This is a genomic window from Sphingomonas kyeonggiensis (genome assembly GCF_014204495.1).
GTDB classification, from domain to species: domain Bacteria; phylum Pseudomonadota; class Alphaproteobacteria; order Sphingomonadales; family Sphingomonadaceae; genus Sphingomonas; species Sphingomonas kyeonggiensis_A.
In genome coordinates this window covers 102,309-126,579 of sequence record NZ_JACHLN010000002.1, presented here as the reverse complement: position 1 = coordinate 126,579, position 24,271 = coordinate 102,309, and the positions used below count along the sequence as shown (strand labels likewise).

Here is a 24,271-nt window from a genome sequence, read left to right as displayed (position 1 = left end):
CGCATTACAGAATTTATTTCGAGCCGCGTCGCCCGATCGGCTGGACGATCTCGCGCGCCGGGCCGGTGACGAAGGTCGCGGGCTGCGGGCGCGGCGCCGGCCCCGACATCGTCACCATGTTGAACGCCTCGCCGCCCAGGTTGCGGGCATCGGCCATCAGCAGCGGGGTGGCGGGGCCGGAGCGCTCGGGCGTGATCACCGGCTCGTCGGTGACCATGACGTCGCCGCCCAGCTCGGTCAGCGCGTAGAGCTGCTTGGCGAAGGCCGCGGGGAAGCGGATGCAGCCATGCGAGGCCGGATAACCCGGCAAGCGGCCGGCATGGAGCGCGATCCCGTCCCAGGTCAGCCGCTGCATGTAGGGCATCGGGGCGTTCGAATAGAGGTTCGAACGGTGAAACACCTTCTTCTGCAGGATGGTGAAGGCGCCGGTCGGCGTCTCGTGCCCGTCCGATCCGGTCGAGACGGTGCTGGCGCCGACCAGCTTGCCGCCGCGATAGACATAGGCCCGCTGGTCCGGGATGCTGACCACGATCGAGACGGGATCCCAGTCATTGGTGCTCGCCTTGATCAGCTGCGGCTCCTCGTACCAGGCCCATTGCCCGTTGCGCAGCGTATCGGGGGCCAGCTGCATCGTGTCCGACGCGGCGACCTGCGCGGTAGCGGGAATGGCGGGAAGGATCGTGGCACTGGCCAGCAGCAGGACGGCAAGGGCGCCGGAACGCATCAAACAGCTCTCCGAATCCGGTGAGCCAGGACGGCTCAGGGCGATTCCTTAACGAAATTAACCTAATTTCGCTCCGCTGCCGAATCGCGGATATTTCACCCGGGCAAATCGCTGGCAATGTTCCGGATTTTCGCGCCGCTTCGGCGAACCGGGCATGCGTTGCGGCGAGCCGCGCAACTTGGGACAGATGTTAAGCGCCCCGCTTACCATCTGTCTGATATAGATTCCCCCAAGGGGTAAAGCAGCGGGTTCTTTGGATAGTGATGGATAGCCTCGATACGATTCAGACGCGTCGCGCCTTGCTGAAGGCTGCGATGGTGATGACCAGCGGCGCGGTGGTCTCGGCCTGCGCCTCGCGCACGATCAACACCGCGATGGCACCGGCGCCGGTGCCGGTCCCCGCCTCGGTCCCGCCAACCCCCAAGGCACCCGAGCTGGCCACCGTCGCCAAGGTGCCGGGCGTGCCGGCCGGCATCCGCCCCGAATTGTTCAAGAAGGCGGTCGCCGCGCTCAACCGCCATTCGATGCGCATCGCCTCGCATGACCGCATCGCGATCGCCGATTTCGCCACCTCGTCGAACAATCCGCGCTTCCACGTCGTCAACCTCGGCACCGGCCAGGTCGAGCGCTTCCTCGTCGCGCACGGCATCGGCTCGGATCCGAACCATAGCGGTATGCTCCAGCGCTTCTCGAACGAAGTGAATTCGGAAGCGACCTGCGAAGGCGCGTTCCTCACCGCCGATTATTATGTCGGCAAGCATGGCGACTCGCAGCGCCTGCTCGGCCTCGACCCGACCAACAACAACGCGCTCGACCGCGCGATCGTCGTCCACTCGGCCTGGTATGCCAATGCCGACATGATCGGCAAGCATGGCAAGCTCGGTCGCAGCCAGGGCTGCTTCGCGGTGGGCGAGAACGAGCTGGCCAAGCTGTTCGAGCGCCTCGGCCCGGGCCGGATGATCTACGCGGCCAAGGTCTGAGCGCATGTTGCCGGGACGCCCCCGCCCCGTTGCAATGTAGGATTTCGCATGTTTCGCTGGAGCGGTCGGGACCCTGGTCCCGGCCGCTCTTTGCTTTGTAGGAAAGATAGGATCGGTCGCGCGCAAGGATCGTGCGAGATGCGGCGGGTTCCCGTGAAAAAGGTCAAATTTGCAGACCGGAAAACCCGCTCTTGGCCTGTACTTTGTGTACTTTCGCGTGTCACCCCAACTTCGATGTTGGATGCCGGTACCGCCTAGTTCTTCGGCAACCCCGGCCCCGGCCCGGTCCCGCACGGGAAGGGCGGCGCCCAGCATGGATAGCCGAAGGTGAGCTTCGTCGCGTAGCGCGCGATCGGCTTTTGCGGCCAGCTGCCGGGCAGCACCACCTCCGCCTTGCCGCTGCCTTTGGGCCAGGTCGCGACGCTGGCAGGCGTGACGCCATACCAGAGCGTATCCCCCTCGAACCGGCGCTTGAAGGCGATGGCCATCACCCGGTCGCCCATCGGCAGCTGGTGATAGTCGGCCGGGCTGCGCTGGGCGCCCTTCGCATCGACCACCGCCGAGCGGGCGAAATAGATGTCCTGCCAGGGCGCCTGCGGCGCGGCGAAGGCGATCGCCTTGGCCGGCTCCCGCGGCTCGGCCGGGCGCGGGACGATGCGGAAGCTGGCGAGCAGCACCAGCGCCACCACCACCGCGATCCCGCGCGCATCGCGCCAGGTGACCAGCAGCCAGGTGAACAGCGCCGCCATCGGGAACAGCCATTTGAAGTAATGCGCGTTGAAGAAGCGCCACATGCCGCTGGGAACCAGATCGACATAGGCGAGCATCATCGTCGTGTAGATCAGGGCGACCAGTACCATGCAGAGCGTCAGCCAGCGCGTCGGCCCCTGGAGGCGCATCACGCCGAGGATCAGGCCCGCCGTGCCGGTGAGCAGCCAGGGCAGCTCGCGCAGCAGCCCGGTCTCGCCGGGGAACCAGGGCGAGGGATCGACGAGCAGGATGCTCGCCTTCCAGCCGAGATCGGCAAAGGCGAAGCCGTAATCGCCTGACAGGATCGTATACTCGGTGAGGCGTGGGCCATAAATGGCGAGATAGAGCAGCAGATAGGGCAGCAGCGCCGCGCCCGCCCCACCCAGCCCCCTCGCCAGATCGCCCCAGCGCTTCTCGATCAGCACCGGACGCCACAGCGCGAAGCCGCCGATCACTGCGCTGACCACCACATCGGCCGGGCGGACCAGCGCGATCGCCATCAGCAGCGCGCCGAGCCGCCAGGGCCGGCGGCGCTCGCCGAACATCATGTCGGCAGCCTCGGCAAAGGCCAGCCAGATGAAGGCGGCCGACATGGTCGTCGTCCAGGGCTCGAGCCAGAATTTGGAGATGCGCAGGTCGCCGATCGTCGCGGCGAGGAACAGCAGGCCCGCCGCAAGGCTCCCCACCCCGAAGCGCGCGCAGATGCGGTGGAAGCCGATAAAGGCGCCCGCATAGCAAAGCAGGTTGATCGGCACGAACGGCGTCGGCGCCCAGGCGAAGGGCGCGCCGGCAAGCGGATAGAGCAAGGGATACCAATGCTGGTCCGGGCTCAGGTCGAAATGCAGGAACGCCTTTGCCGACTTCAGATATTGCATCTGATCGTGCCAGCCCCGCCACCACGGCCCCGCCGGCGCGAAGAACTTCAGGTTGATCTTGAAGACGGTATAGGCCGCGAAGATCACCATGACCGCGCGCACCGGATGCGCATCGAACTGGCGACGGATCCAGTGGAGCATGGCCTGCGGGTAGAGCCTGAGCGGGACTGGCACAAGCGGAGCCGAGCGACTAGGGGATGCAACAGATCGAAACATGTCGCTGCAAGACGGAGACGATGGCCCAGTCCCACCCTTTTTATTCGATCCACCGCCAGGGAATGATCCGGGCGGGCGTATGCACCCCGATCACCACGGTGGCCGCCCCTGTCGCCAATGCCGAGGCGGCGATCGCGCTGGCGCGGCAGGGCGACGAGATGGGTGCGGACCTCCTCGTCTTTCCCGAGCTCAACATCACTTCCTACGCGATCGACGATCTGCACCTGCAGGACGTGATCTGCGACGCGACCGAAGCGGGTATCGCCGCGATCGTGACGGCCAGCACCGAGCTGAAGCCGGTGCTGCTGGTCGGCGCGGCGCTGCGGCGGAGCGGGCGGCTCTACAATTGCGCGGTGGTGATCGCGCGCGGGCGCATCCTGGGCGTGGTGCCCAAGAGCTACCTGCCCAATTACCGCGAATATTATGAGAAGCGCTGGTTCGCGCTCGGCGCCGGGCTTGCCGGGCTGGAGATCGACGTAGCCGGGCAGACCGTGCCCTTCGGCACCGATCTGATCTTCGCCGCCGAGGAACTGCCCGATTTCGTCTTCCACGCCGAGATCTGCGAGGATTACTGGGCGCCCCTGCCCCCCTCCACCAAGGGGGCGCTGGCCGGTGCGCTGGTGCTGTGCAACCTTTCCGCCTCGAACATCACCGTCGGCAAGGCCCGCGAACGGGCGCTGCTCTGCGCCGCGCAATCGGCACGTGCGGTAGCGGCCTATGTCTATTCCGCATCGGGTCCCGGCGAGAGCACCACCGACCTTGCCTGGGACGGCCAGGGCATGATCCACGAACTGGGTGAGCAGATCGCCAGCACCGAGCGTTTCGAGCTGACCACCGAAGTCGTCTGCGCGGACATCGATCTGGAGCGCATCCGGCTCGAGCGGATGCGGATGGGCACGTTCAACGACTGCGCCGCCGCCAATGGCGATCCCGAGACGCGCTTCCGCCGGATCGGCTTCCAGCACCGGCCCGACTATGCCGACAAGGGCCTGCTGCGGAAGCTGCGCCGCTTCCCCTTCGTGCCCAACACCCCGTCGAAGCTAGAAGAGGATTGCTACGAGGCGTTCAACATCCAGGTGGAGGGCCTGCGCAAGCGGCTCGAATCCACCGGTGCGAAGCATATCGTCATCGGCGTGTCGGGCGGGCTCGACTCCACCCATGCGCTGATCGTCGCCGCCAAGGCGATGGACCGGCTCGGCCGTCCGCGCACCGACATCCTGGGCTTCACCATGCCCGGCTTCGCGACCAGCGAGGGTACCAAGTCGAACGCCTGGGCGCTGATGAACGCATTGGGCGTGACCGGCGCCGAGATCGACATCCGCCCGGCGGCGAAGACGATGCTGGAAGGGATCGGCCACCCCTATGCCAAGGGCGAGCCGGTCTATGACGTGACCTTCGAGAACGTCCAGGCCGGCCTGCGCACCGATTATCTCTTCCGCCTCGCCAACCAGCGCCAGGGCTTCGTGCTGGGCACAGGGGATCTCAGCGAACTGGCGCTCGGCTGGTGCACCTATGGCGTCGGTGACCAGATGAGCCATTACGGCGTAAATGCCGGCGTGCCCAAGACGCTGATCCAGTATCTGATCCGCTGGACCGTGCAGACCGGCCAGTTCACCGGCGAAGCGGCTGACGTGCTGACCGCGATCCTCGATACCGAGATCTCTCCCGAACTGGTGCCCGCCGATGCCGACGGCAGGATGCAGAGCACGCAGGATCGGATCGGCCCCTATGAGCTGCACGACTTCTTCCTCCACTACACGATCCGCTTCGGGCTGAAGCCCAGCAAGATCGCCTTCCTCGCCTGGCATGCCTGGCAGGACGCAAGCGCCGGGCAATGGCCGATCGGCTTCCCCGAGGATGCCCGCAACCGCTATGATCTGGAGACGATCGCGAAGTGGCTGCGCGAATTCCTGTTCCGCTTCTTCCAGACCAGCCAGTTCAAGCGCTCGGCGCTGCCCAATGGCCCCAAGGTCTCGGCCGGCGGCGCGCTGAGCCCGCGCGGCGACTGGCGCGCCCCTTCGGACAGCGTGGCGCGGGCGTGGATCGAGGAGTTGAAGGCGAATTTGCCCTAGCCGACCGTCACCATCCTGCTGAACTTGTTTCAGCATGACCGGGGAAGGTGCTGCGGCGGTCTCCTACGACCACGGATTGATAGCGTTACCAGCGCTTGACCTGTATAGCCTTCCCGACAACGCTGACAAAAAGTCGGAGAGGGAATCATGAAGATGCGCCGCCACGCCGTTGCAGGTTCGTTGATCGCGCTGGGCATCGCCCTGGCCGCCGCGGCGCCCGCCGCCGCGCAAGACCAGCCGCGGCCGTGGCTCGACGCCAAGCGCGCGCCGGACGAGCGGGTGAAGGCCGTGCTCGCCCAGATGACCGAGGACGAGAAGCTGACCCTGGTCTTCGGCTATTTCGGCACCGATTTCGCGCCCAAGAACGGCTACAAGGCACCGGCCGAGGCGCGGCCCGGATCGGCCGGCTATATCCCCGGCATCCCGCGGCTGGGCATCCCGCCGCAGTGGCAGACCGATGCCGGCGTCGGCGTCGCCACCCAGGGCGGCGCCCCCAAGAAGCGCGGCCGGACCGCCCTGCCCTCGGGCCTTGCCACCACCGCGAGCTGGGATGTCGACCTGGCGCATGCCGGCGGCGCGATGATCGGCGCGGAGGCGCGCGCATCGGGCTTCAACGTGATGCTCGCCGGCGGCGTCAACCTGATGCGCGAGCCGCGCAACGGGCGGAACTTCGAATATGGCGGCGAGGATCCGCTGCTTGCGGGCACGATGGTCGGCGCGCAGATCGCCGGCATCCAGTCGAACCATATCGTCTCGACCGTGAAGCATTATGCGATCAACGATCAGGAAACCGATCGCGACACCGGCAACTCGATCATCGACCAGGCGGCGGCGCGGACCAGCGACCTGCTCGCCTTCCAGTTCGCGATCGAGAAGGGCGATCCCGGCTCGGTGATGTGCTCGTACAACCGGGTGAACGGCACCCATGCCTGCGAGAACGCGTGGCTGCTAAACGACGTGTTGCGCCGCGACTGGGGGTACAAGGGCTATGTGATGTCGGACTGGGGCGCGACCCATTCGACCGCGCCCGCCGCCAATGCCGGGCTTGATCAGGATTCGGGCTTCCCGTTCGACAAGGAGCCCTATTTCGGCGCGCCGCTGAAGGCCGCGGTGACCAAGGGTGACGTCCCGGCCGCACGCCTCGACGCCATGGCCGGCGCGATCCTCCACGCGATGTTCGCCAACGGGCTGGTTGACCAGCCGGTGACCGAGGCGCCGATGGATCTGGCGCCGGCGATGCTCGCCGATCACGGCGAAGTGACTCGCAAGGATGCCGAGGGCGGCGCGGTGCTGCTCCAGAACAAGGGCGCGATCCTGCCGCTGTCGCCCGCCACAAAGAAGATCGTCGTGATCGGCGGGCGCGCCGACAAGGGCGTGCTGGCCGGCAGCGGCTCCTCGCTGGTCTATCCGGTGGCAGGCAATGCGGTGCCCGGGCTCAAGCCGACCAGCTGGCCGGGGCCGGTGATGTATTATCCCGACGCGCCGCTCGCCGCGATCAAGGCACAGGCGCCCAATGCCGAAGTGGTGTTCGCCGATGGCGGCAATGTCGGCAGCGCGGCGAAGCTGGCCAAGGGCGCGGACGTGGCGATCGTCTTCGCCACGCAATGGGCCGGCGAAGCGTTCGACGTGTCGCTCACGCTCGAGGACGATCAGGACAAGCTGATCGCCGCCGTCGCCAAGGCCAATCCGCGCACGGTGGTGGTGCTCGAGACCGGCGGACCGGTGCTGACGCCGTGGCGCGGCCAGGTCGCCGGCATCCTCGCCGCCTGGTATCCGGGCACCCAGGGCGGCGGCGCGATCGCCAACCTGCTGTTCGGCAAGGTCAATCCCTCGGGCCATTTGCCCGCCACCTTCCCCGCCAGCATCGACCAGCTGCCCAAGCCGTCGACCCCGAACAAGGGCGACACGACCTATAGCGAAGGCGCGACGGTCGGCTACAAATGGTATGACGCCAAGGGACTGACCCCGGCTTTCCCGTTCGGCCACGGCCTCAGCTTTACCGAGTTCGGCTATTCGGGGCTGAGTGCGCGCGCCGATGACGGCAGCATTTCCGCCAGCTTCACCGTGCGCAACACCGGCAAGGTGAAGGGCAAGGCGGTGCCGCAGCTCTATGTCGCCGGCGCGGGCTGGGAAGCCCCGAAGCGCCTGGGTGCGTTCGACAAGGTCGAGCTGGCGCCGGGCGAGGCGAAGAAGATCTCGCTCAAGGTCGATCCGCGCCTGCTCGCAACCTGGGACGCGGCGAGCAGCAGCTGGAAGATCGCGGGCGGCGGCTACAAGGTGCTGCTCGGCACCTCGGCGAAGGACATCGTCGCGACCGTGCCGGTAACGCTCTCGCCACGGACGATCGCGGTGGGCTGGCGGCCCTGATCGAGGCGAGAAACTGATCCCCGGCGAAGGCCGGGGCCCAGGGTTACGGAGCGACGTTCTGCCTTGGCTCTGGGCCCCGGCGTTCGCCGGGGAACCGTTAGAGCGCGAGCCGCCGACCCGTCTTCGCACTCTCCCGCGCGAGCTCGGCAATGCGCAGGCCCAGCACCGCGTCCTCGCCGCGTACCGGCGCGGAGCCGCCCTCGGCGATGGCGCGCGCGATACCGGCATAGAAACCGCGATAGTCGCCCGTCTCGGTTGCCACGATCTCGCTGCGCCCGTCGGCATGGGTGAGTGTGCCGTGGAACTGCGCGTCCTCGTCGCCGACGCCGGGATCGGTGTAACGCGCGCCGTCCTTCACCCGTGGCTCTTGCGGGTCGAGGCCATGCTTGGCGAAGTCCGCCTTGGTGCCGTGCAGCCAGAAGCGCGGACGCGGCGTGACGAACAGGCGCCCGGCGGAGAGCGTCACGCGGCGTTCGCCATAGAAGAGCGTGATCTCGAAATAATCGTCGGTCCGTCCGCCTTCGCGCTGGACGGCGATGTCGCCGCAGACCGCCTCGGGCGCGCCGAACAGCTGGAGCGCCTGGTCGATCAGGTGCGGGCCGAGATCGGCAAGGATGCCCGCACCGGCCTCGGGATCTTCCTTCCAGGCCTGGGCGAGTGCGGGGCGGAACCGGTCCCAGCGCAGCTCCGCCAGCATCACCTCGCCCAGCACGCCGCTGTCGAGCAGCTTGCGCACGGTGAGGAAGTCGCCGTCCCAGCGGCGGTTGTGGAAGGCGCTGGCGATCAGGCCCTTCTCCCGGGCGAGCGCGACCAGCCCCTCGCCGTCTGCGACATTGGTGGCGAAGGGTTTGTCGATCACGACATGCTTGCCCGCCTCCAGCGCCCGGCGCGCGAGCGGCACATGCGTGTCGTTAGGCGTGGTGACGACGACCAGCTCGATCGACGGATCGGCGAGCAGCGCATCGGCATTGGTCACCGTCACATCCGGATAGCGTTCATGCACCTGGTCGGCGCGAGAGGTAGCGATCGCCGCCAGTTCCAGCTCGGGCACCGCGTCCACCAGCGGCGCGTGGAAGGCGAGCCCGCCCAGGCCATAGCCGATAACTCCGGTGCGGATCATGCGCTGCTCCTTCTCTATGCGATACCGCCCCGCCCCTAGCCCCGCCGGGCGACAAGAAAAAGCGTGATCCCGACCCTCGGGCCAGGATCACGGAGGGGAGCCGTTCAGATCGCGTATTTCGCCCGTTGCGGCCGGCTGAGCATCGCGTTCGCCGCATCGTCCCCGATGAACGTCTCGGCCACGGGGTCCCATTTCAGGCGGCGGCCGGTCTTCATCGCGACATGGTGGAGCAGGCAGGTCGAGCAGGCACGGTGGCCGATCTCGGCGGGTGCGCTGACCGGAACGCCCTTGAGGATCGCATCGAGCCAGTTCCGGTGCTGCTCGGGCGCCTTGTAGAGCTGGATCTCGTTCGGGCCGATCACGCTGGCGAGGATCTTCGCATCGCTCGCGGTCAGCGGCACCTCGGCCGGCTTGGAAGGATCGGACGAGGAGACCGCGCCGGTGCGCTGGACGAACACCCAGCCCCTGTCGCCGATGAACTTCACGCCGTTGGGCAGCGCGCCCGAGATCGTCATCGTCACGCCATTGGCATAGCGCGCATGCGTCTCGAACGGGCCGTGCACATCCCACAGGCCGGACTTGGGGAATTCGGCGCTGCCCCAGATCTCGACGGGCCCCGAATGCTCCATGTCCATGCCCCAATGGGCGATGTCGACATGATGCGCGCCCCAGCCGGTGATCATCCCGGCGCCGAACTGCTCCATGCGCAGCCAGCCGGGGCGATCCTCGAAGCTGTTCTGCGGGTGGACGCGGATCTCGGTATAATATTGCTCGGGCGTGGTCCCCAGCCAGGCGTCGTAGTTGAGGTTCGAGGGGATCGGCATCTGCGCCGCCGCAGGTCCCGAAGGGTCGCCGGGCAGGCCGATCTCGACATGCTTGAGCTTGCCGACCCGCCCGTTGCGGACCAGCTCGCAGGCGCGGTGGAATTGCGGCCAGGGGTCCTGCCCGCGCTGCTGCGAACCGATCTGCAGGATCCTGCCGGACTTCTTCACTTCGTCCGCCATCCGCCGCCCCTCGGCGATGGTCAGCGAGGCCGGCTTCTGCAGATAGACATGCTTGCCCGCCTGCACCGCATGCACGGCGAGCGGCGCGTGCTGGTGGTCGGGGGTCGAGACCAGCACCGCGTCGATGTCCGTGGCGGCAAGCAGCTCGCGATAGTCGGCATAGCCGCGCGTGCCCGAATAGGGCTTGCCCGCGCTGGCCGCATAGCGATCGTCGACCAGTTGCATGCCGGCGCCGAGCCGCTTGGTATCGACATCGCACACCGCCACGATCTGGGCATCGGCGTGCTTGTGGATCTCCTTCATGTCGTGGACGCGGCTGATCCGGCCGACGCCGATCGCGCCCACGGTCACGCGGTTGGAGGGAGCATTCTGCCCGAACACGCTGGACGGCACGATCATCGGCGCCGCTACCGCTCCGATCGCCTGACGTCTGGAAAGCCGCATGCCCCTCTCCTCCTCTGTTATAGGGTTCAGGCCGTCACTGGCCTCGTCGCGTTCTTCTGTGCGGTGAGCACCAGCTCGGCGGCGAGCAGGGCCTGTTCCTGGTCCTGCGCCACGCTCGAGCGCTCGACGATGTCGGTGATGAATTGCGGGCCGAAGGGCAGCGGCATCTTCGAGCAATCGATATAGCGTACGCCCTGCTTGTCGCAGATCAGCAGGTGGTTGCCGCCCGGGCGCCCGGCGATGTCCACATATTTGCGCAGCTCGATATAGCCCTCGGTGCCGAGGATGAAGAGCCGGCCGTCGCCCCAGGTCGGCAGCCCGTCGGGGGTGAACCAGTCGACCCGGACATAGCCGGTGCCGCCGTCGCCGGTCAGCATCATGTCGCCGAAATCCTCGAAGCCCGGCTTGTCCGGCCATTTGAGGTTGCCGGTTTGCGCGGCGACGACATGCGCGGTCTTCGATCCAGTGTAGAACAGGAACTGCTCGGCCTGGTGGCTGCCGATATCGGTGAGGATGCCGCCATAGCGGGTCTTGTCCCAGAACCAGTCCGGCCGGCCGACGCCGACGCGGTGCGGCGCGAGGTTCACCGTCTGAATCACCTTGCCGATCCGCCCCTGCTGGACGAGCTCGCCGGCATGGACGGCGGCGCGCACCTCGAGCCGCTCGGAATACATGATCGCGAACTTGCACTTCGTCTCCGCGATCGCCTTGCGCACTTCGGCAAGCTGCTCGAGGCTGGTGATCGCCGGCTTGTCGCCCAGATAGTCCTTGCCAGCGCGCATTGCCCGGATGCCCAGCGGCGCGCGCAGATCGGGGATCGGCGCGCCAACGATCAGCCTGATCGCCTTGTCGCCCAGGATTTCGTCCTCGCTGCGGGCGAGCTTCACGGCATTGCCATAGCGCTTGCGGAAGGTGTCGACCTGCTTCGGATCGGCCGAGAAAAAGGCCCTGAGCACGCCGCCGCCGCGGATCATCGCGTCGGTCATCGAATAGATATGCGCATGGTCGAGCCCGATCACGCCGAAATCGACGCGGTGCTTCACCCCAGGCTCCGGCCCGGTAGGCGCGGCATTCTCGGAGGGTGCATTGCCCGAGCTCTGCGACTGGGCGAGGACTTCGGGGGGCAGCATCGCGGCAATGCCGGCCATGCCGAGGATCGAACGACGGTCCATATCACGCACTCCTGTCATTTCGCCCCACGTCACTTCGTCGGCGTTGCGGCGGTCTTCCAGTTGATAACGTGATAGGTTGCCGGGGTCCCGCCCGCATTGCGCAACGCATGTGGCGCATTCGACGCATTGAAGATCACCGAACCCGGCCCAAGCCGCTCCCATTTGCCGCCCGACAGCGTCTCGACGGTGCCGGTGTCGATGATCACCAGCTCCTCATTCGGATGGGTGTGCGGCGGGTGCGAGGACAGGCCCGGGTTGAGCGTGGTGACATGCATCTCCAGCTCGGACAGCGTCGCGGTCGGCTGGCGAACGAGATTGCGGATCTCGCCGACATCGGTCTTCTGGACCGCCAGCTTGTTCCAGTCCCACACCGCCGGACCGAGCAGGTCATGCCGCTGGGCAACGGCGCTGGCGCCCCATCCGCAGACCAACGCCGCACCCGCGACGAACACATCCCTTTGCGTGATTCGCATCACCACTCTCCTCGTCCGCGCGGTCGTTCGCCGCTTGGGACGAGGAAGTGATAACCGCAATTGTCCGAGTTTTGAACTCTATTTTTCGAACATGGCCACTGCACCGCCATGTGCGGCGAGATCGAGCGTCAGCGTCTCTCCGCTGGCCACGCGCTTCTCGGTGAGGACCGGCGCATCCGGTTGGGCGTCGTCCGCCCAGAGCCGCATCGCCCCACCCCGAGGCCCGAGGAAATCGAGCGATACGGGAACCTTGCGCGCCGTCTCGCTGTTCATCGCGCCGAGATACCAGGTCCGGCCCTTGCGGCGGGCAAGCACGATATACTCCCCCGTCTCGCCCGCCAGGTAGCGTGTCTCGTCCCAGCTCGCCGGCACCGCCTTGATGAAATCGAACCCCGCGGGGCTCGCGGCATAGGTGTCCGGACTGTCCGCCACCGCGGCGACCGGCGACAGGAACACCACATACATCGCCAGTCCATGCGCCCGGGTCGTCTGGACGAACGGCAGGTCGTTCCGGATGCGGAAGGCCTCGGGCGTCACGTTGCGAAAGCCCCCCGGCGTATAGTCCATCGGGCCGATCAGCCCGCGGGTGAAGGCGAGCATGACATTGTGCCGCGAGGTCGCCCGCTTGCTCCACTTGTTGTACTCGGCCCCCATCACGCCTTCCTGCGTCATGAAGTTCGGCCAGGTGCGTGCCAGCCCGCGCGGCGGAAAGGCGCCGTGGAGATCGACCATCAGGTGATGCCGCGCCGCCGCGCCAAGCAGCTTGGTGTACCAGTTGACCATCCACTGGTCGTCCCGGTCCATGAAATCGACCTTGATGCCGGCAACGCCCATCTTCTCGTAGAGCGCGAGCGCATCCTCCATCTGCTCGTCGAGCGCCTGCCAGTGCATCCACAGCCACAGCCGCACCTTCTTCGACTTCGCATAGTCGGCGACTTCCTGGAGGTTCAGCGCATCTGCCCATTTGGTGATGTCCACACCCGGGCGGCGCACCCCGCCCCCGCCGGCGCCGGCATACCAGCCCTCGTCGATCATCGTGTAGGGCAGGCCATTGGCGGCAGCGAAGTCGATCAGCGCCTTGGCAACCGCGGTGGTGCTGCGCTGGCCGGGCAGCGACGCGATCACCGGCCCGCTCCACCAGTCCCAGCTGGTCAGGCCGGGCTTGATCCAGCTGGTATCCTCGATCCGGCTCGGGCTGGAGAGGTTGCTGACCAGATTGCTCTCGTTGAGCTTGCCGAGCTGGTCGGCGAGCATGACCACGCGCCACGGCGTGACGATCGGGCTGCCGACACGGCTGTGCACCGCGATCCGGTAGTCGTCGAGCGACGGCGAGAGCTTCACCTGCAACCCCGGCCCGCCGTCCCCGCGCCCGGTTAAATACATGCCGGCAAAGTCGATCAGGTCCGCCTCGGTGATCGCGAAGGCGGCCTTGCCGGTCTCGCAGGCAAAGGGGAGATCGAACAGATTATGGTCGCGCAGATGCGGCACGTCGACAGGGTCGAACTCGCCCTCATGGCTCGATCCGAACTTGCCGACATTGAAGCCCCAGCATTTGTAGCCGGGCGGGAAATAGAAGCCGGTGCGATCATAGCGGACGATCGCCGCCGCGGTCTGTGGCTGGACGGGAACGACAGTGCGGAACGCGACGCCGTCGTCATAGGCGCGCAGCACGATGTCGAGCTTGCGCTTCGCCCCGGCCTTCTCCTGGAAGTGCACGGTGAGCTGGTTGTAATGGTCGCGCCCCTCCGAGGCGGTACCCGCGACGATCGGATAGCGCGCATCGGCGCTCGCCGTTTCCGATCCCGTAACCGCGAGGTTATAACCCAGCGTATCCGCATCGAGATCGAGCAGGATCGGCGACGGCGCGATCACGATATTGCCGGCACGCGAGATCGCATAGACCGGCGTGCCCGAACCGCTGAGCTGGATCGAGATGCGGTTGCTGCCGTCGGGCGAGACGGCGGTGAGCAGCTGTTGCGCGGAAGCGGGCGTGATCGAGAATAGCGCCGCGATTGCAAGCAAAGCTCCCCTCCCTGGAAGGGAGGGGCTGGGGGTGGGTGAATGCCCGCGATACGTACCGGTCAGGTCCGCCGAAGCAGTATCGCCATGACGCGACCCACCCCTAACCCCTCCCTTCCAGGGAGGGGAATTGCGGACGCGCCTCACGCCTTGTGCGCCTTCAGCACCGGCGCGAGCACGGTCTCCATCGCGGCGTAGCCCTGTTCGGTCGGGTGGACGCCGTCATAGGCCATGCCCGGCTTCATCGCGCCCTCCTCGGTCGCCAGCACGCTGGTATAGTCGACATAGGTGGCGCGGGCGCGGCGGGCATAGTCCGCCAGCCAGGCGTTGATCTTCCGGATCGGCTGCACCGTCTCGAGACCCTGGCGCCACGGGAAATGATCCGCCGGCGGCACCGAGGCGAGCAGCACCTTGATGCCGTTGGCCTGGGCCAGCTCGGTCATCATGCGGAGATTGTCGCAGCTCTGCTGGACGGTCATCTTGCCGGTGTTGCCGGCGATGTCGTTGGTGCCGGCCATGATGTGGATCAGGCGCGGCTTGAGCGCGATCACGTCGGCCATCATCCGCAGCACCATCTGCGGCGTGGTCTGCCCGCTGATCCCGCGGCAGATACGGCCCGGCGTGAAGAAGGCCGGATGCTTGCTCTGCCAGCCCTCGGTGATCGAATCGCCCATGAAGACGATATCGACCTTGCGGCCCGAGGCGATCAGCGTCGTGTTGTCGGCGGCGTAGCGGCCGAGCCAGGGCCAGTCTTCCTTGAGCTGGCGCTGATGCTTGTCCTCCCAGCTCTCCTGCGCCTGGGCGGCCTTGGCAGCGGCGGGGAGCAGGAATGCTCCGGCAAGGAAACCACGGCGGACGATCGGCATCTCGGCACTCTCCGGCATCGGCAGATACCGGTAACACTAGCGTCGGCCGGGTGCGCAAGGAAGCGCCCGATGCAGGATCGGGCGCTCCGAAGAAAGCTACGCAAGTTCTGGCGAAACGGGCCGTTTAATGGATCGGCCCGGTGTTGTGCGCGGATATCGGCGTCGGGTCGGACAGCGTAACGCGCACCAGTTCGTTTCCTTGCCGCCGGAGGGGAGTATCCGGGGTCCGGCGGCAAGTGAACGAAGCTTCTCCGATCAGTGGATCGAAGCAGTCTCGCCTTCGGCATTGACCACCGGCGCACGGCCGGCGGCGATCGCGAAGCCGCACAGCGCGACATAGCAGAGCGCCGGGACGATCAGCGCGAAGCTGTAGCCGTGCGAGCCCGAGACCAGGCCCACCAGCAGCGGCAGGATCGCGCCGCCGACGATCGCGGTGCAGAGCAGGCCCGAGGTCGATTCGGCGCTCGCGGTCGAACGCTCCAGGGTCAGCGTGAAGATCACCGGGAACATGATCGAGTTGAACAGGCCGATCGCCAGCGCGACGAAGCCGGCGGTGACGCCGCCCACCGCGAAGACATAGAGGCACATCGCCGCGGCGATCGCCGTGAACAGCGCGAGCAGCTTGTGTGCCTTCACCACGGTGAGCAGGCCCGAGCCGATCGCGCGGCCGACCATCGCGCCGAGCCAGTAGAAGGCGACCGCCTTGCCGGCTTCCTGCAGCGAGACGCCGGCAATGCCGTCGCTACCCATCGCATAGCCGAGCAGCGGCACGCTGAACGCGGCGTCGGACTGGCCCCAGATCGCGTTCGAGTTGAGGAACAGCGCCATCTGGGTGCCGATCGACACTTCGGCGCCGACATAGAGGAAGATGGCGAGGCCGCCGAACAGCGCCCATTTCGACGAGAAGGCGGCGAACAGGCCGTCGCTGGTCGTCGCCGGGGCCGGAGCCGCCTCGGTGACGACGCGGCGGCTGAGGAAGAAGAACACCGCCAGCGCAGCGATCAGGCCACAGATCCAGAAATAGGCGGAGTCGATACCGTGCAGCGCCTGCGCGCGGATTTCCGGCGTGATCGTCGTGCCTTCCTTCACCTCGACGCCCTGCAGGAACAGGTGCGCGCCGAGCAGCGGGCCCAGGAAGGTACCGAAGGAATTGAAGGTCTGGCTGAGCACCAGACGGAAATGGCTGCCCTTGGGGTCACCCAGCGCGGCGGCGAGCGGGTTGGCCGCCACCTGCAGCACCGTGATGCCGCTGGCCATCACGAACAGACCGAGCAGCACCAGCCAGTAATTGGCGGCGTTGGCGGCGGTCAGCATGATCAGGCAGCCGGCGATCATCGTGACCAGCGCGGCGAGGATCGAGGGCACCGCCTTCAGCCGCGAAACGAGGGCCGAGGCCGGGATCGAGACGAAGAAATAGGCCAGGAAGAACGCAAAGGCGCTGGTCTGGGCCTGGAAATCAGTGAGCGTGAAGATGCCCTTCACCGCGGCGACCAGCGGGTCGACCAGCGAGGTGATGAACCCCCAGGCAAAGAACAGGGTTGTGACGGCGGCGAACGCCAGCGTCGTCTGTGTTGAACGTGTAGATGCCAAGAAACCTCTCCCTGCGGACGTCGCCCGCTCCTTGCCACGGCGGGCGTTTGAGGGAAACTGGTCCGACAACGTTGCCACTGTCAAGGCGCGTCGTCGCAAAGTATAAATTCGACGCTCGCCACGCGCGCCCGCTTTGGCTTAATAGCAGGTGGCGATTCAGGTCGCCCGGCCTCAGGGCGGCCGCGAAGGAGATTGCGAGTGACCAAAGTGTTTTCGGGCCGGGTGGCCCGCCGTGCCGCATGGACAGCGGTACTTGCCGGAATCGCGGCGCCTGTCGTCGCGCAACAGGTTGCCCCCGCGCCGCAGACAAACCCCTCGCAGACGCTGCCCGTCGTACCCGTGCCGCCGTTCGTTCCGAACGCGCCGGTGGTGCTGCCGGTGCTGAGCCCCGCGCAGGCCGCCGAGCTCGCGCCGGTCCTCACCGAGGCCGGCTTCGCCCAGGGCCTGCGCCGCGCCGGCGATCCGACGCCGAGCTTCAAGGACAACCAGGCGCTGGTCCGCGCCGCGCTCGATTATGCCCGCGCCGTCCATTCGGGCCGCCTTGCGGAGGCCGATTTCGACCCGAACTGGGGCCTGCGCCCCACCGCCTATGATCCCCTGCCCGCCTTTGCCGAGGCGGTGAAGCAGAACCGCGTCGGCGCCTGGCTGCGCGACCTGCCGCCGCCCTGGGCCGGCTATGACGCGTTGCAGGCCGGTCTCGCCACCTATCGCCAGATCGTCGCCAAGGGCGGCTGGCAGAAGCTCGCGGCGGGTCCGGACCTGGCCGTCGGCGCCAGCGGCGCGCGCGTCGCGGCGCTACGCAAGCGCCTGTCGGTCGAGGACAGCCAGGTCACCGCCACCGGCGACAAGTTCGATGCCGACCTCAAGGAAGCCGTCGTCCGCGCCCAGCGCCGGTACGGCCTCAACCCCACCGGCGTGGTCTCGTCGGGCACCCTCGCCGCGCTCAACGTGCCGGCCGAGGACCGCGTCGGCCAGATCATGGCGAACATGGAGCGCTGGCGCTGGCTGCCGAGCGAACTGCCCGCCAAGCGCATCCAGGTGAACATCGCCGCCGCCGTGCTCACCGTGTTCGAGGGCGACTCCCCGATCGCGTCGATGAAGGCCGTCACCGGCCGTCCCGGCAACGAGACGCCGATGCTCCAGTCGAAGATCCACTCGATCGTGCTCAACCCGCCCTGGAACGTACCGACCGGCATCGCCCAGAAGGAGCTGTGGCCGAAGGGCGAGGCCGCGCTGAAGGCGCAGGGCTACAAGATCATCGGCACCGGCGCGAACCGCCGCCTGCAGCAGCAGCCCGGCCCGAAGAGCGCGCTCGGCCGCTACAAGTTCGACTTCCCGAACAATTATGCCGTGTACCTGCACGACACGCCGTCGCAGTCGACCTTCGCCAGCTTCAGCCGGCTCGCCTCGCATGGCTGCGTCCGCCTGGAGAAACCCGGCCCACTCGCCCAGCTGCTGCTGCGCAACGATCCGAACTGGCAGCCCGAGCAGATCAACGCCGCGCTCGCCAAGGGCGACACGCTGCGCGTGAGCCTGCAGGACCAGGACCAGGTCTCGGTCTACCTGCTCTACTGGACCGCCTTCGCCAACGCGAACGGCACGATGAACTTCCGCGGCGATCCCTATGGCTGGGACAAGGATCTCGCGGCAAAGATCGAGAAGCGCTCGGCGATCACCGCCGCCGCCGTTTCCGCACGTTGATAACAAGGGGAATGAACCAGATGAAGATCCGCACCCTCGCCCTGATCGCCACCGCCGGCCTGGCGCTCGCCGCCTGCTCGGGCGGCAAGCCCGACGAGACCGCGAACGAGACCATCGTCGCGAACATCGGCGAACCGGAGAGCTTCTCCAACGTCACGATCGACGAGCCGGTCGCCACCCCGGCCGTGACCAACGCGACCACGGCGGACACCGCCCCCTCGGCACCGAGCCTCGCGCCGGACGAGCAGACCCAGGACGACGCCGACGCCACCGGCATGACCGCCAAGGTCGACCGCAATTCGAGCGCCGGCGAGCCGGTGCATTGAGTTCAAGCGCGGGCGGGTACCGCAGGTACTCGCCCGCTCCCATCCTGTCGCCAGTCAGGATGGGACAGCTGACTTGGCAGTTCCCCGGCCTTCGCCGGGGAAGCTGGGCAGCTCATTTTCGACAGACCTAATCCTGCGTCCGGATGCAGAGCGACACCGCGCCGCCGGCCAGCGTGCCGCCCGCCAGGATCAGCAGCCAGATCATGTAGCCGGTCTTCTCCGGCGCCAGCGCCAGCGCGAGCAGCGGCGCGACCATTGCCGGCAGGGTATTGGTCAGGTTGAGCACGCCCAGGTCGCGGCCGCGATGCTCCGGGTTGGGCAGCAGCTGCATCGCGATCGCCGAGTGGATCGCCAGGAACACGCTGAGCCCCGACAGCGCCAGCGCGTGCCCCGCCGCTGCCATGCCCCAGCTCCTGGCGAACGCCATCACCGCCAGCCCCGCCGCCATGCCCACCGCCCCCGCCGCCAGGAACGGCTTGCGCCGCATCATCCTGTCCGAGAAGCGCCCCGCCAGCACCGTCAGCAGCACCGCGATGATCGTCGACGCCGTCATCGTCGCGACGATCGGATTGGCCTCGACGCTGGTCTTGCTGATGTCCTCGCGGTCGAGCACCGACAGGAAATAATAGAAGCCATAGGTCGACAGGCCATTGCCCGCGACCTGGAACAGGATGCGCGAGGTCCAGGCGAGGATGAAGTCGAACCGGCGCAGCTCGCGTTGCGGCGCGGGCGGCGGCGCGGGCAGCGCGGCGCCTTCGCGGGCGAGCAGCAGGAAGGGCGCGGTCAGCGCGATGAACAGCAGGCAGAGCAAGGCATAGCGGGTCAGGTCGCTGCCCAGCCCCGGTAGCGTGACCAGCACCGCCGACATCGCGCCGATCGGATGCGCGATGCCGGTAAGCCCCGCCACCACGCCCTTCTGGTCGTCGGGTATCTCGTCCGCCATCACCGCGGCGATCGGCGCGAACATCATGTTGATGCCGATCTGGATGCAGAACACCGCGAGCAGCAGGCTCACCGGATCGGCGGAGACCAGCAGCACGCCATAAGCGGCGCAGAGCACGCCCAGCCCCACCGTGACCCAGGGCCTGCGCGTGCCGTGGCGCAGGCGCGTGCGGTCGCTCAGCGCGCCGAACAGGATGTTGGTGATGCTCGCCACCGCCGCGCCGCCCAGCGCACCTGCGCTGAGCAGCTGCACCGCATGCTCGCCCCCGGCCTGCGCCGCCTTGAGCGGCAGCAGCACCATGACGAACGGCATGAAGCTGACGAACATGCCCGAATAGGCCAGGGCGTAGAGGAAGATGAAGCCGCGGCCGGGCGAGACGAAGCGTGGCATGGGCGGCGGACAATCGACGCCCCCCGCGCCCAAGTCAACGCCGCGGCGGCGCGGTCGAGACACGTTCGACGAAATCGAAGGGCAGCAGGTGCCGCGCATAGTCGGGCGCCCCGCCCCGCGCCTTGCCCTCGATCAGCAGCTCGGCCGCGCGCGCGGTCATCGCCGCGATCGGCTGGCGGATCGCGGTCAGCGCGGGCACGCTCATCCGCACCGTCGGCGTGTCGTCGAAGCTGACCACCGACAGGTCGCCCGGCACCGACAGCCCCAGCGGCCCGGCCGCGTGCAGCACGCCCAGCGCCATCTCGTCGCTGCTCGCCAGCACCGCGGTCGGCGGCACGTCGAGCGACGCGAGCGTGTTCAGCGCATCGACGCCCGCCTCATAGGTGAAGTCGCCCGGCTGCAGATAGGCGGGCTCGACCTTGAGACCCCGCGTCTCGATCGCGCTGGTGAAGCCGCGCAGCCGGTCCGGGCTCATCGCATATTCGGGATGGCCCTGGACATAGGCGATGCGGGTGTGCCCCAGGTCGAGCAGATGCTCGGTCGCCCGCCGCGCCGCCGCCTCGTCGTCCATATAGACCGCGAAGCCGGGGCCCTCCTGGTGCGAGCCGAGCCGCGCGAAGATCAGCCCGTTGCGGTGGAGCAGCTCGGTGATCCGCGGATCGTCGCTGTGCGGCGGCGTCAGGATCACCCCGTCGGGATGCAGCGCCGAGAGCGCGGCCTGCACCTGGGCTTCCAGTTGGTCCGAATGCGAATCCACCAGCTCGAACAGCATGCGATAGCCATGCTCGGCGCATTTGAGCATGCCGCCGAACAGCATCTGGTCGACCCAGTCATTGCCGCGCCGCGACTGCCAGCCCTCGAGCGTCGGCCGCTCGTCGTTGAACGCCAGGATCAGATAGGAGCGCGATCCCCCCAGCCGCCGTGCCGCCAGGCTCGGCACATAGCCCAGCTTGTCGATCGCCGCCTGCACCCGCGCCTGCACGCCGGCGGTGACGTTCGGCCCCTTGTTGATGACGCGGCTCACCGTCTGCAGCGAGACTCCCGCCTCGGCCGCAACATCCTTGATCGTGATCGCGCGCTTCTTCTGCATCAAACCCCGGCAGACATGGCAGCTTGGGCCGGCCGGCCTAGATCGACCTTCTCCGCGCGGCAATGCGCATCGATGAACTGCTGCTGGGTCGGCAGCTGCTGCATAAAGCCCGCGAGCTGGTCGCGCGCCTGCGCCAGACCGGCATAGAGCCCGGCCTCGTCGATCCGGTCGACCAGCGGATGATAGGTGCGCGGCAGCTCGCCCATCCCGTCGAGCACGGAGAACCAGCTGACCGATCGGAACAGCTCGTCCAGCCCTTCGCGCAGCGTGCCGTTCGCGCGGAACAGCTCCACCCGCTCCTTCAAACTGTCCGGCCATTCCATGTCGCGGCACTTGCGCCAGAACGGCGTGTCGTCGCGCGCGGTGGTGCAATAGTGGAGCACGATGAAGTCGCGGATCTCGGTATAGTCCGCGATCATCCGCCGGTTATATTCCTCCGCCAGCGCCGGGTCGCAGTGGCGATCGGGCAGGAAGCGGAAGAAGAAGTCCATGCCGCGATAGATCAGGTGGATCGCGGTGCTCTCCAGCGGCTCGATGAAGCCGGAAGCGAGCCCGATCGCCAGCACATTCTTGTGCCAGATCTGCTGGCGCACGCCGGTCTTGAACGGCACCACCATCGGCCCGGCGACCACCTCGCCCTCCACCTTGTCGAGCAGGATCCGCGTCGCCTCGTCGTCGCTCATGAATTCGGACGCGAAGACATGGCCGTTGCCGGTGCGGTGCTGCAGCGGGATGCGCCAGCGCCAGCCGGCATCCTGCGCCTCGGCCAGCGTATAGGGTTTGGGCGGGCCGACATTCTCGGTCTGCGCGGCGATGGCGCGGTCGCAGAACAGATAGTTGGACCAGTCGGTATAGCCGGTGCCCAGCGCCTTCTCGATCAGCAGTGCGCGGAAGCCCGAGCAATCGATGAAGAAGTCCGCGTCGATGGTCCGCCCGTCCTTGAGCGTCAGCGTCGAGACGAAGCCGCGATCGTCGAGCGCGACATCGGTGACGATGCCTTCGGTCCGCTTCACCCCGCGCGCCTCGGCATGGCCGCGCAGATACTGGGCGACGCGCTTGGCATCGACGTGGAGCGCATAGGAAGCGCCGGCGATCGGCGTGCCCCGCGCCTTGAACGGCAGCATGAACTTGCCCGCATGCGCCATCACCGTGGCCGGCGCGAAATCCTGCAGCGCGAAGTCATGGCCGTTGAGCTTCGCCTTGCGCCACACCTGGTAGAAGTCGCTCAGCTCGATCCGCTGGCCGACATCGCCGAACGGGTGGAAATAGGTCTCGCCCTGCTTCCACCAGTCCTTGAACTCGATCCCCAGCTTGAAGCTGGCCTGCACCTCGCGGATGAATTCCTGCTCGTTGATGTCGAGCTTGGCGATCAGCTCGAGGAAGGGCGGGATCGTGCTCTCCCCCACCCCGATCGTGCCGATGTCGTCGCTCTCGACCAGCTCGATCTCGAAGAGCCTGCCCTTCATGTGGTGCGCCATCACCGCGGCGGCGATCCAGCCGGCGGTGCCGCCACCAACGATGCAGACTTTGCGCAGCGCGTCCGGGTTGTTCATGCGGGCGTCCTTAGCGACTGGTTCCGGGGCTCGGCAGCGGCGCCGTCCACCGTCGCGAGAAACTCTTCATGCGTCGGCGTGTCGGAGACGGTGCGGGCAACCGCCGCCCGCATCTGCTCCAGCGCCGGCGCCAGTTCGGCAACGCTCACCGCGGCGACGCCGGGATCGATCCGCTCGGGCAGGTGCTCGAACCCGCCATAGATGGCCAGCCAGGATGCCGGGTGGAACATCTCCCAGCGATAGCGGATGAACGCGCCCCGCGCCCGCCACAGTTCCATCTTGGCGGCCAGCGTGTCGGGCAGGCGCATCTCGCGGCACGCCTGCCAGAACGGCCCTTCGCGGGTGCTGAGAGTGTAGTGGAGGATGATGAAGTCGCGGACGCGCTCCATCTCCTCGGCGCACTGGATATTGTATTCGGCGATCACCGCCGGATCGAAGCCCTTGTCCGGGAACAGCTGCTTCAGCCGCTCGATCCCCGTCTCGATCAGCGCGATGCTGGTCGATTCCAGCGGCTCGAGGAAACCCGATGCCAGGCCCAGCGACACGCAATTCTTCGCCCAGGCAACGTCGCGGCGGCCCGGCGTGAAGCGCAGTCGGCGCGGCTCCATCGTCGGCTTGCCCGGCACATGGGCGAGCAGCTCGGCGCGCGCCTCGTCATCGCTCTGGAAACTGCTCGAAAAGACGATGCCATTGCCCTCGCGGCTGCGCAGCGGGATGCGCCATTGCCAGCCGGCGGTGCGCGCGGTGACGGTGGTGCAGCTCGGGGGCAAGCCCACTCGCTCGCTCTGCACCGCAAAGGCGCCGTCGCAGAGTAGCCAGTGCGACCAGTCCTGGTAGCCGACGCCCAGCGCCTCGCCGATCAGCAGACCACGGAAGCCCGAGCAATCGATGAACAGGTCGCCCTCGATCCGCTCGCCGCTGCCCAGCGTCACGGCCTCGATGAAGCCGGTCTCGCCATCCAGCGACACGTCGGTGATCTTCGCGTCGATCCGCGTGACGCCGCTGCGCTCGGCGAAGCTGCGCATGTGCGCGGCAAACAGCGCGGCGTCGAAATGCAGCGCCCAGTCGAAGATCGAGAGCTGACTCGGCGGATTGGGCAAGGGCACGCTGGCATGGCCTTCGCGGGCGAGCATCGCGCCCAGCGAATATTCCTCCAGCGGCGCGGCCTGGCCGGCGGCGCGGGCCTTTGCCCAGAAATGGTGGAAGTCGATGCCGCGCAGGTCCTGCCCGAAGCGGCCAAAGGGGTGGACGAAACTGGTGCCGGGCTTCCAGTCGACGAAGCGGATGCCCAGCTTGGCGGTCGCCTCGCAGGCGCGCATCACTTCGGCGTCGGTCATGCCGAGGCTGGCGTAGAAGCGCCGGATGGTCGGGATCGTCGCCTCGCCGACGCCGATCGTGCCGATTTCCGAACTTTCGATCAGGGTGATCCGGGTGCCCGTCCCCGCCAGGTATGAACCCAGGGCTGCCGCCGCCATCCAGCCAGCGGTGCCCCCGCCGACGATGACGACACGCTCGATCGCGCCGCTGGCCATTCCCCCATCCTTCATGATGTCATCTGATAGTCTTGGTAACGGTATCGCAAGCGAAACCGCCTGC

The 24,271-nt window shown here is 67.3% G+C and carries 18 protein-coding genes; 5 read left to right on the top strand and 13 right to left on the bottom strand.

Going from position 1 to position 24,271, the window contains the following annotated elements; translation table 11 throughout:
• Positions 1-13: 13 nt before the first annotated feature.
• Positions 14-724, bottom strand: a complete 711-nt coding sequence (locus HNP52_RS08295; protein WP_184165362.1) for a L,D-transpeptidase family protein — start codon at positions 722-724, stop codon at positions 14-16.
• A gap of 263 nt (positions 725-987) precedes the next feature.
• On the opposite strand from HNP52_RS08295, the gene HNP52_RS08290 reads away from it, so the two are divergent.
• Positions 988-1,704 (top strand): murein L,D-transpeptidase catalytic domain family protein, encoded by a 717-nt coding sequence (locus HNP52_RS08290; protein ID WP_184165359.1) that lies wholly within the window; start codon positions 988-990, stop codon positions 1,702-1,704.
• 254 nt (positions 1,705-1,958) lie between these two features.
• On the opposite strand, the gene HNP52_RS08285 is transcribed toward HNP52_RS08290, so the two are convergent.
• Positions 1,959-3,470 (bottom strand): hypothetical protein, encoded by a 1,512-nt coding sequence (locus HNP52_RS08285; protein ID WP_184165356.1) that lies wholly within the window; start codon positions 3,468-3,470, stop codon positions 1,959-1,961.
• A 95-nt stretch (positions 3,471-3,565) separates the two neighbouring features.
• Between HNP52_RS08285 and HNP52_RS08280 the strand changes: the two genes are divergently transcribed.
• Both HNP52_RS08280 and HNP52_RS08275 read left to right on the top strand, forming a co-directional pair.
• Entirely contained in the window at positions 3,566-5,617 is a 2,052-nt protein-coding gene (locus HNP52_RS08280; RefSeq protein ID WP_184165353.1) for an NAD(+) synthase, read from the top strand.
• 153 nt (positions 5,618-5,770) lie between these two features.
• The gene (locus tag HNP52_RS08275; protein WP_184168247.1) at positions 5,771-7,984 is read left to right on the top strand and encodes a glycoside hydrolase family 3 C-terminal domain-containing protein; all 2,214 of its coding nucleotides are present in this window, start codon (positions 5,771-5,773) and stop codon (positions 7,982-7,984) included.
• Positions 7,985-8,081: 97 nt separating this feature from the next.
• Here HNP52_RS08275 and HNP52_RS08270 read toward each other — a convergent pair whose 3' ends face one another.
• The 7 genes from HNP52_RS08270 to HNP52_RS08240 all read right to left on the bottom strand — a co-directional run bounded on the left by HNP52_RS08270 (position 8,082) and on the right by HNP52_RS08240 (position 16,672).
• Positions 8,082-9,104 (bottom strand): oxidoreductase, encoded by a 1,023-nt coding sequence (locus HNP52_RS08270; RefSeq protein ID WP_184165350.1) that lies wholly within the window; start codon positions 9,102-9,104, stop codon positions 8,082-8,084.
• A 104-nt stretch (positions 9,105-9,208) separates the two neighbouring features.
• Positions 9,209-10,552: a Gfo/Idh/MocA family protein gene (locus HNP52_RS08265; protein WP_184165347.1), complete on the bottom strand. Its 1,344-nt coding sequence runs from the start codon at positions 10,550-10,552 to the stop codon at positions 9,209-9,211.
• A 26-nt stretch (positions 10,553-10,578) separates the two neighbouring features.
• Positions 10,579-11,724, bottom strand: coding sequence for a Gfo/Idh/MocA family protein (locus tag HNP52_RS08260; RefSeq protein WP_260396021.1), 1,146 nt, complete (start codon positions 11,722-11,724; stop codon positions 10,579-10,581).
• Positions 11,725-11,753: 29 nt separating this feature from the next.
• Positions 11,754-12,197, bottom strand: coding sequence for a cupin domain-containing protein (locus HNP52_RS08255; RefSeq protein ID WP_184165341.1), 444 nt, complete (start codon positions 12,195-12,197; stop codon positions 11,754-11,756).
• Between the two features lie 78 nt (positions 12,198-12,275).
• Positions 12,276-14,219, bottom strand: coding sequence for a glycoside hydrolase family 97 protein (locus HNP52_RS08250; RefSeq protein ID WP_260396020.1), 1,944 nt, complete (start codon positions 14,217-14,219; stop codon positions 12,276-12,278).
• 140 nt (positions 14,220-14,359) lie between these two features.
• On the bottom strand, positions 14,360-15,100 hold the full coding sequence (locus HNP52_RS08245; RefSeq protein WP_260396019.1) for a GDSL-type esterase/lipase family protein: 741 nt from the start codon (positions 15,098-15,100) through the stop codon (positions 14,360-14,362).
• Between the two features lie 237 nt (positions 15,101-15,337).
• Positions 15,338-16,672 carry an MFS transporter gene (locus tag HNP52_RS08240; RefSeq protein WP_184165338.1) on the bottom strand — a complete coding sequence of 445 codons (1,335 nt, stop codon included), beginning with the start codon at positions 16,670-16,672 and terminating at the stop codon, positions 15,338-15,340.
• A gap of 207 nt (positions 16,673-16,879) precedes the next feature.
• On the opposite strand from HNP52_RS08240, the gene HNP52_RS08235 reads away from it, so the two are divergent.
• Both HNP52_RS08235 and HNP52_RS08230 read left to right on the top strand, forming a co-directional pair.
• A complete protein-coding gene (locus tag HNP52_RS08235) occupies positions 16,880-18,373 on the top strand; it encodes a L,D-transpeptidase family protein (RefSeq protein ID WP_184168244.1) in 1,494 nt (497 codons plus the stop codon).
• 20 nt (positions 18,374-18,393) lie between these two features.
• Entirely contained in the window at positions 18,394-18,699 is a 306-nt protein-coding gene (locus HNP52_RS08230) for a hypothetical protein (protein WP_221416224.1), read from the top strand.
• 127 nt (positions 18,700-18,826) lie between these two features.
• Here the strand turns inward: HNP52_RS08230 and HNP52_RS08225 are convergent, their stop codons facing one another.
• Genes HNP52_RS08225 through HNP52_RS08210 form a run of 4 tightly spaced genes read right to left on the bottom strand, consistent with a single transcriptional unit; the run spans position 18,827 to position 24,222 of the window.
• Complete coding sequence (locus tag HNP52_RS08225; RefSeq protein ID WP_184165336.1) at positions 18,827-20,032, bottom strand: MFS transporter; 1,206 nt, start codon at positions 20,030-20,032, stop codon at positions 18,827-18,829.
• Between the two features lie 34 nt (positions 20,033-20,066).
• Complete coding sequence (locus tag HNP52_RS08220) at positions 20,067-21,122, bottom strand: LacI family DNA-binding transcriptional regulator (RefSeq protein ID WP_184165333.1); 1,056 nt, start codon at positions 21,120-21,122, stop codon at positions 20,067-20,069.
• Positions 21,122-22,675 (bottom strand): tryptophan halogenase family protein, encoded by a 1,554-nt coding sequence (locus HNP52_RS08215; protein WP_184165330.1) that lies wholly within the window; start codon positions 22,673-22,675, stop codon positions 21,122-21,124. The genes HNP52_RS08220 and HNP52_RS08215 overlap by 1 nt, the downstream gene beginning before the upstream one ends.
• Positions 22,672-24,222, bottom strand: a complete 1,551-nt coding sequence (locus tag HNP52_RS08210) for a tryptophan halogenase family protein (protein WP_221416220.1) — start codon at positions 24,220-24,222, stop codon at positions 22,672-22,674. The genes HNP52_RS08215 and HNP52_RS08210 overlap by 4 nt, the downstream gene beginning before the upstream one ends.
• Between the last annotated feature and the right edge of the window lie 49 nt (positions 24,223-24,271).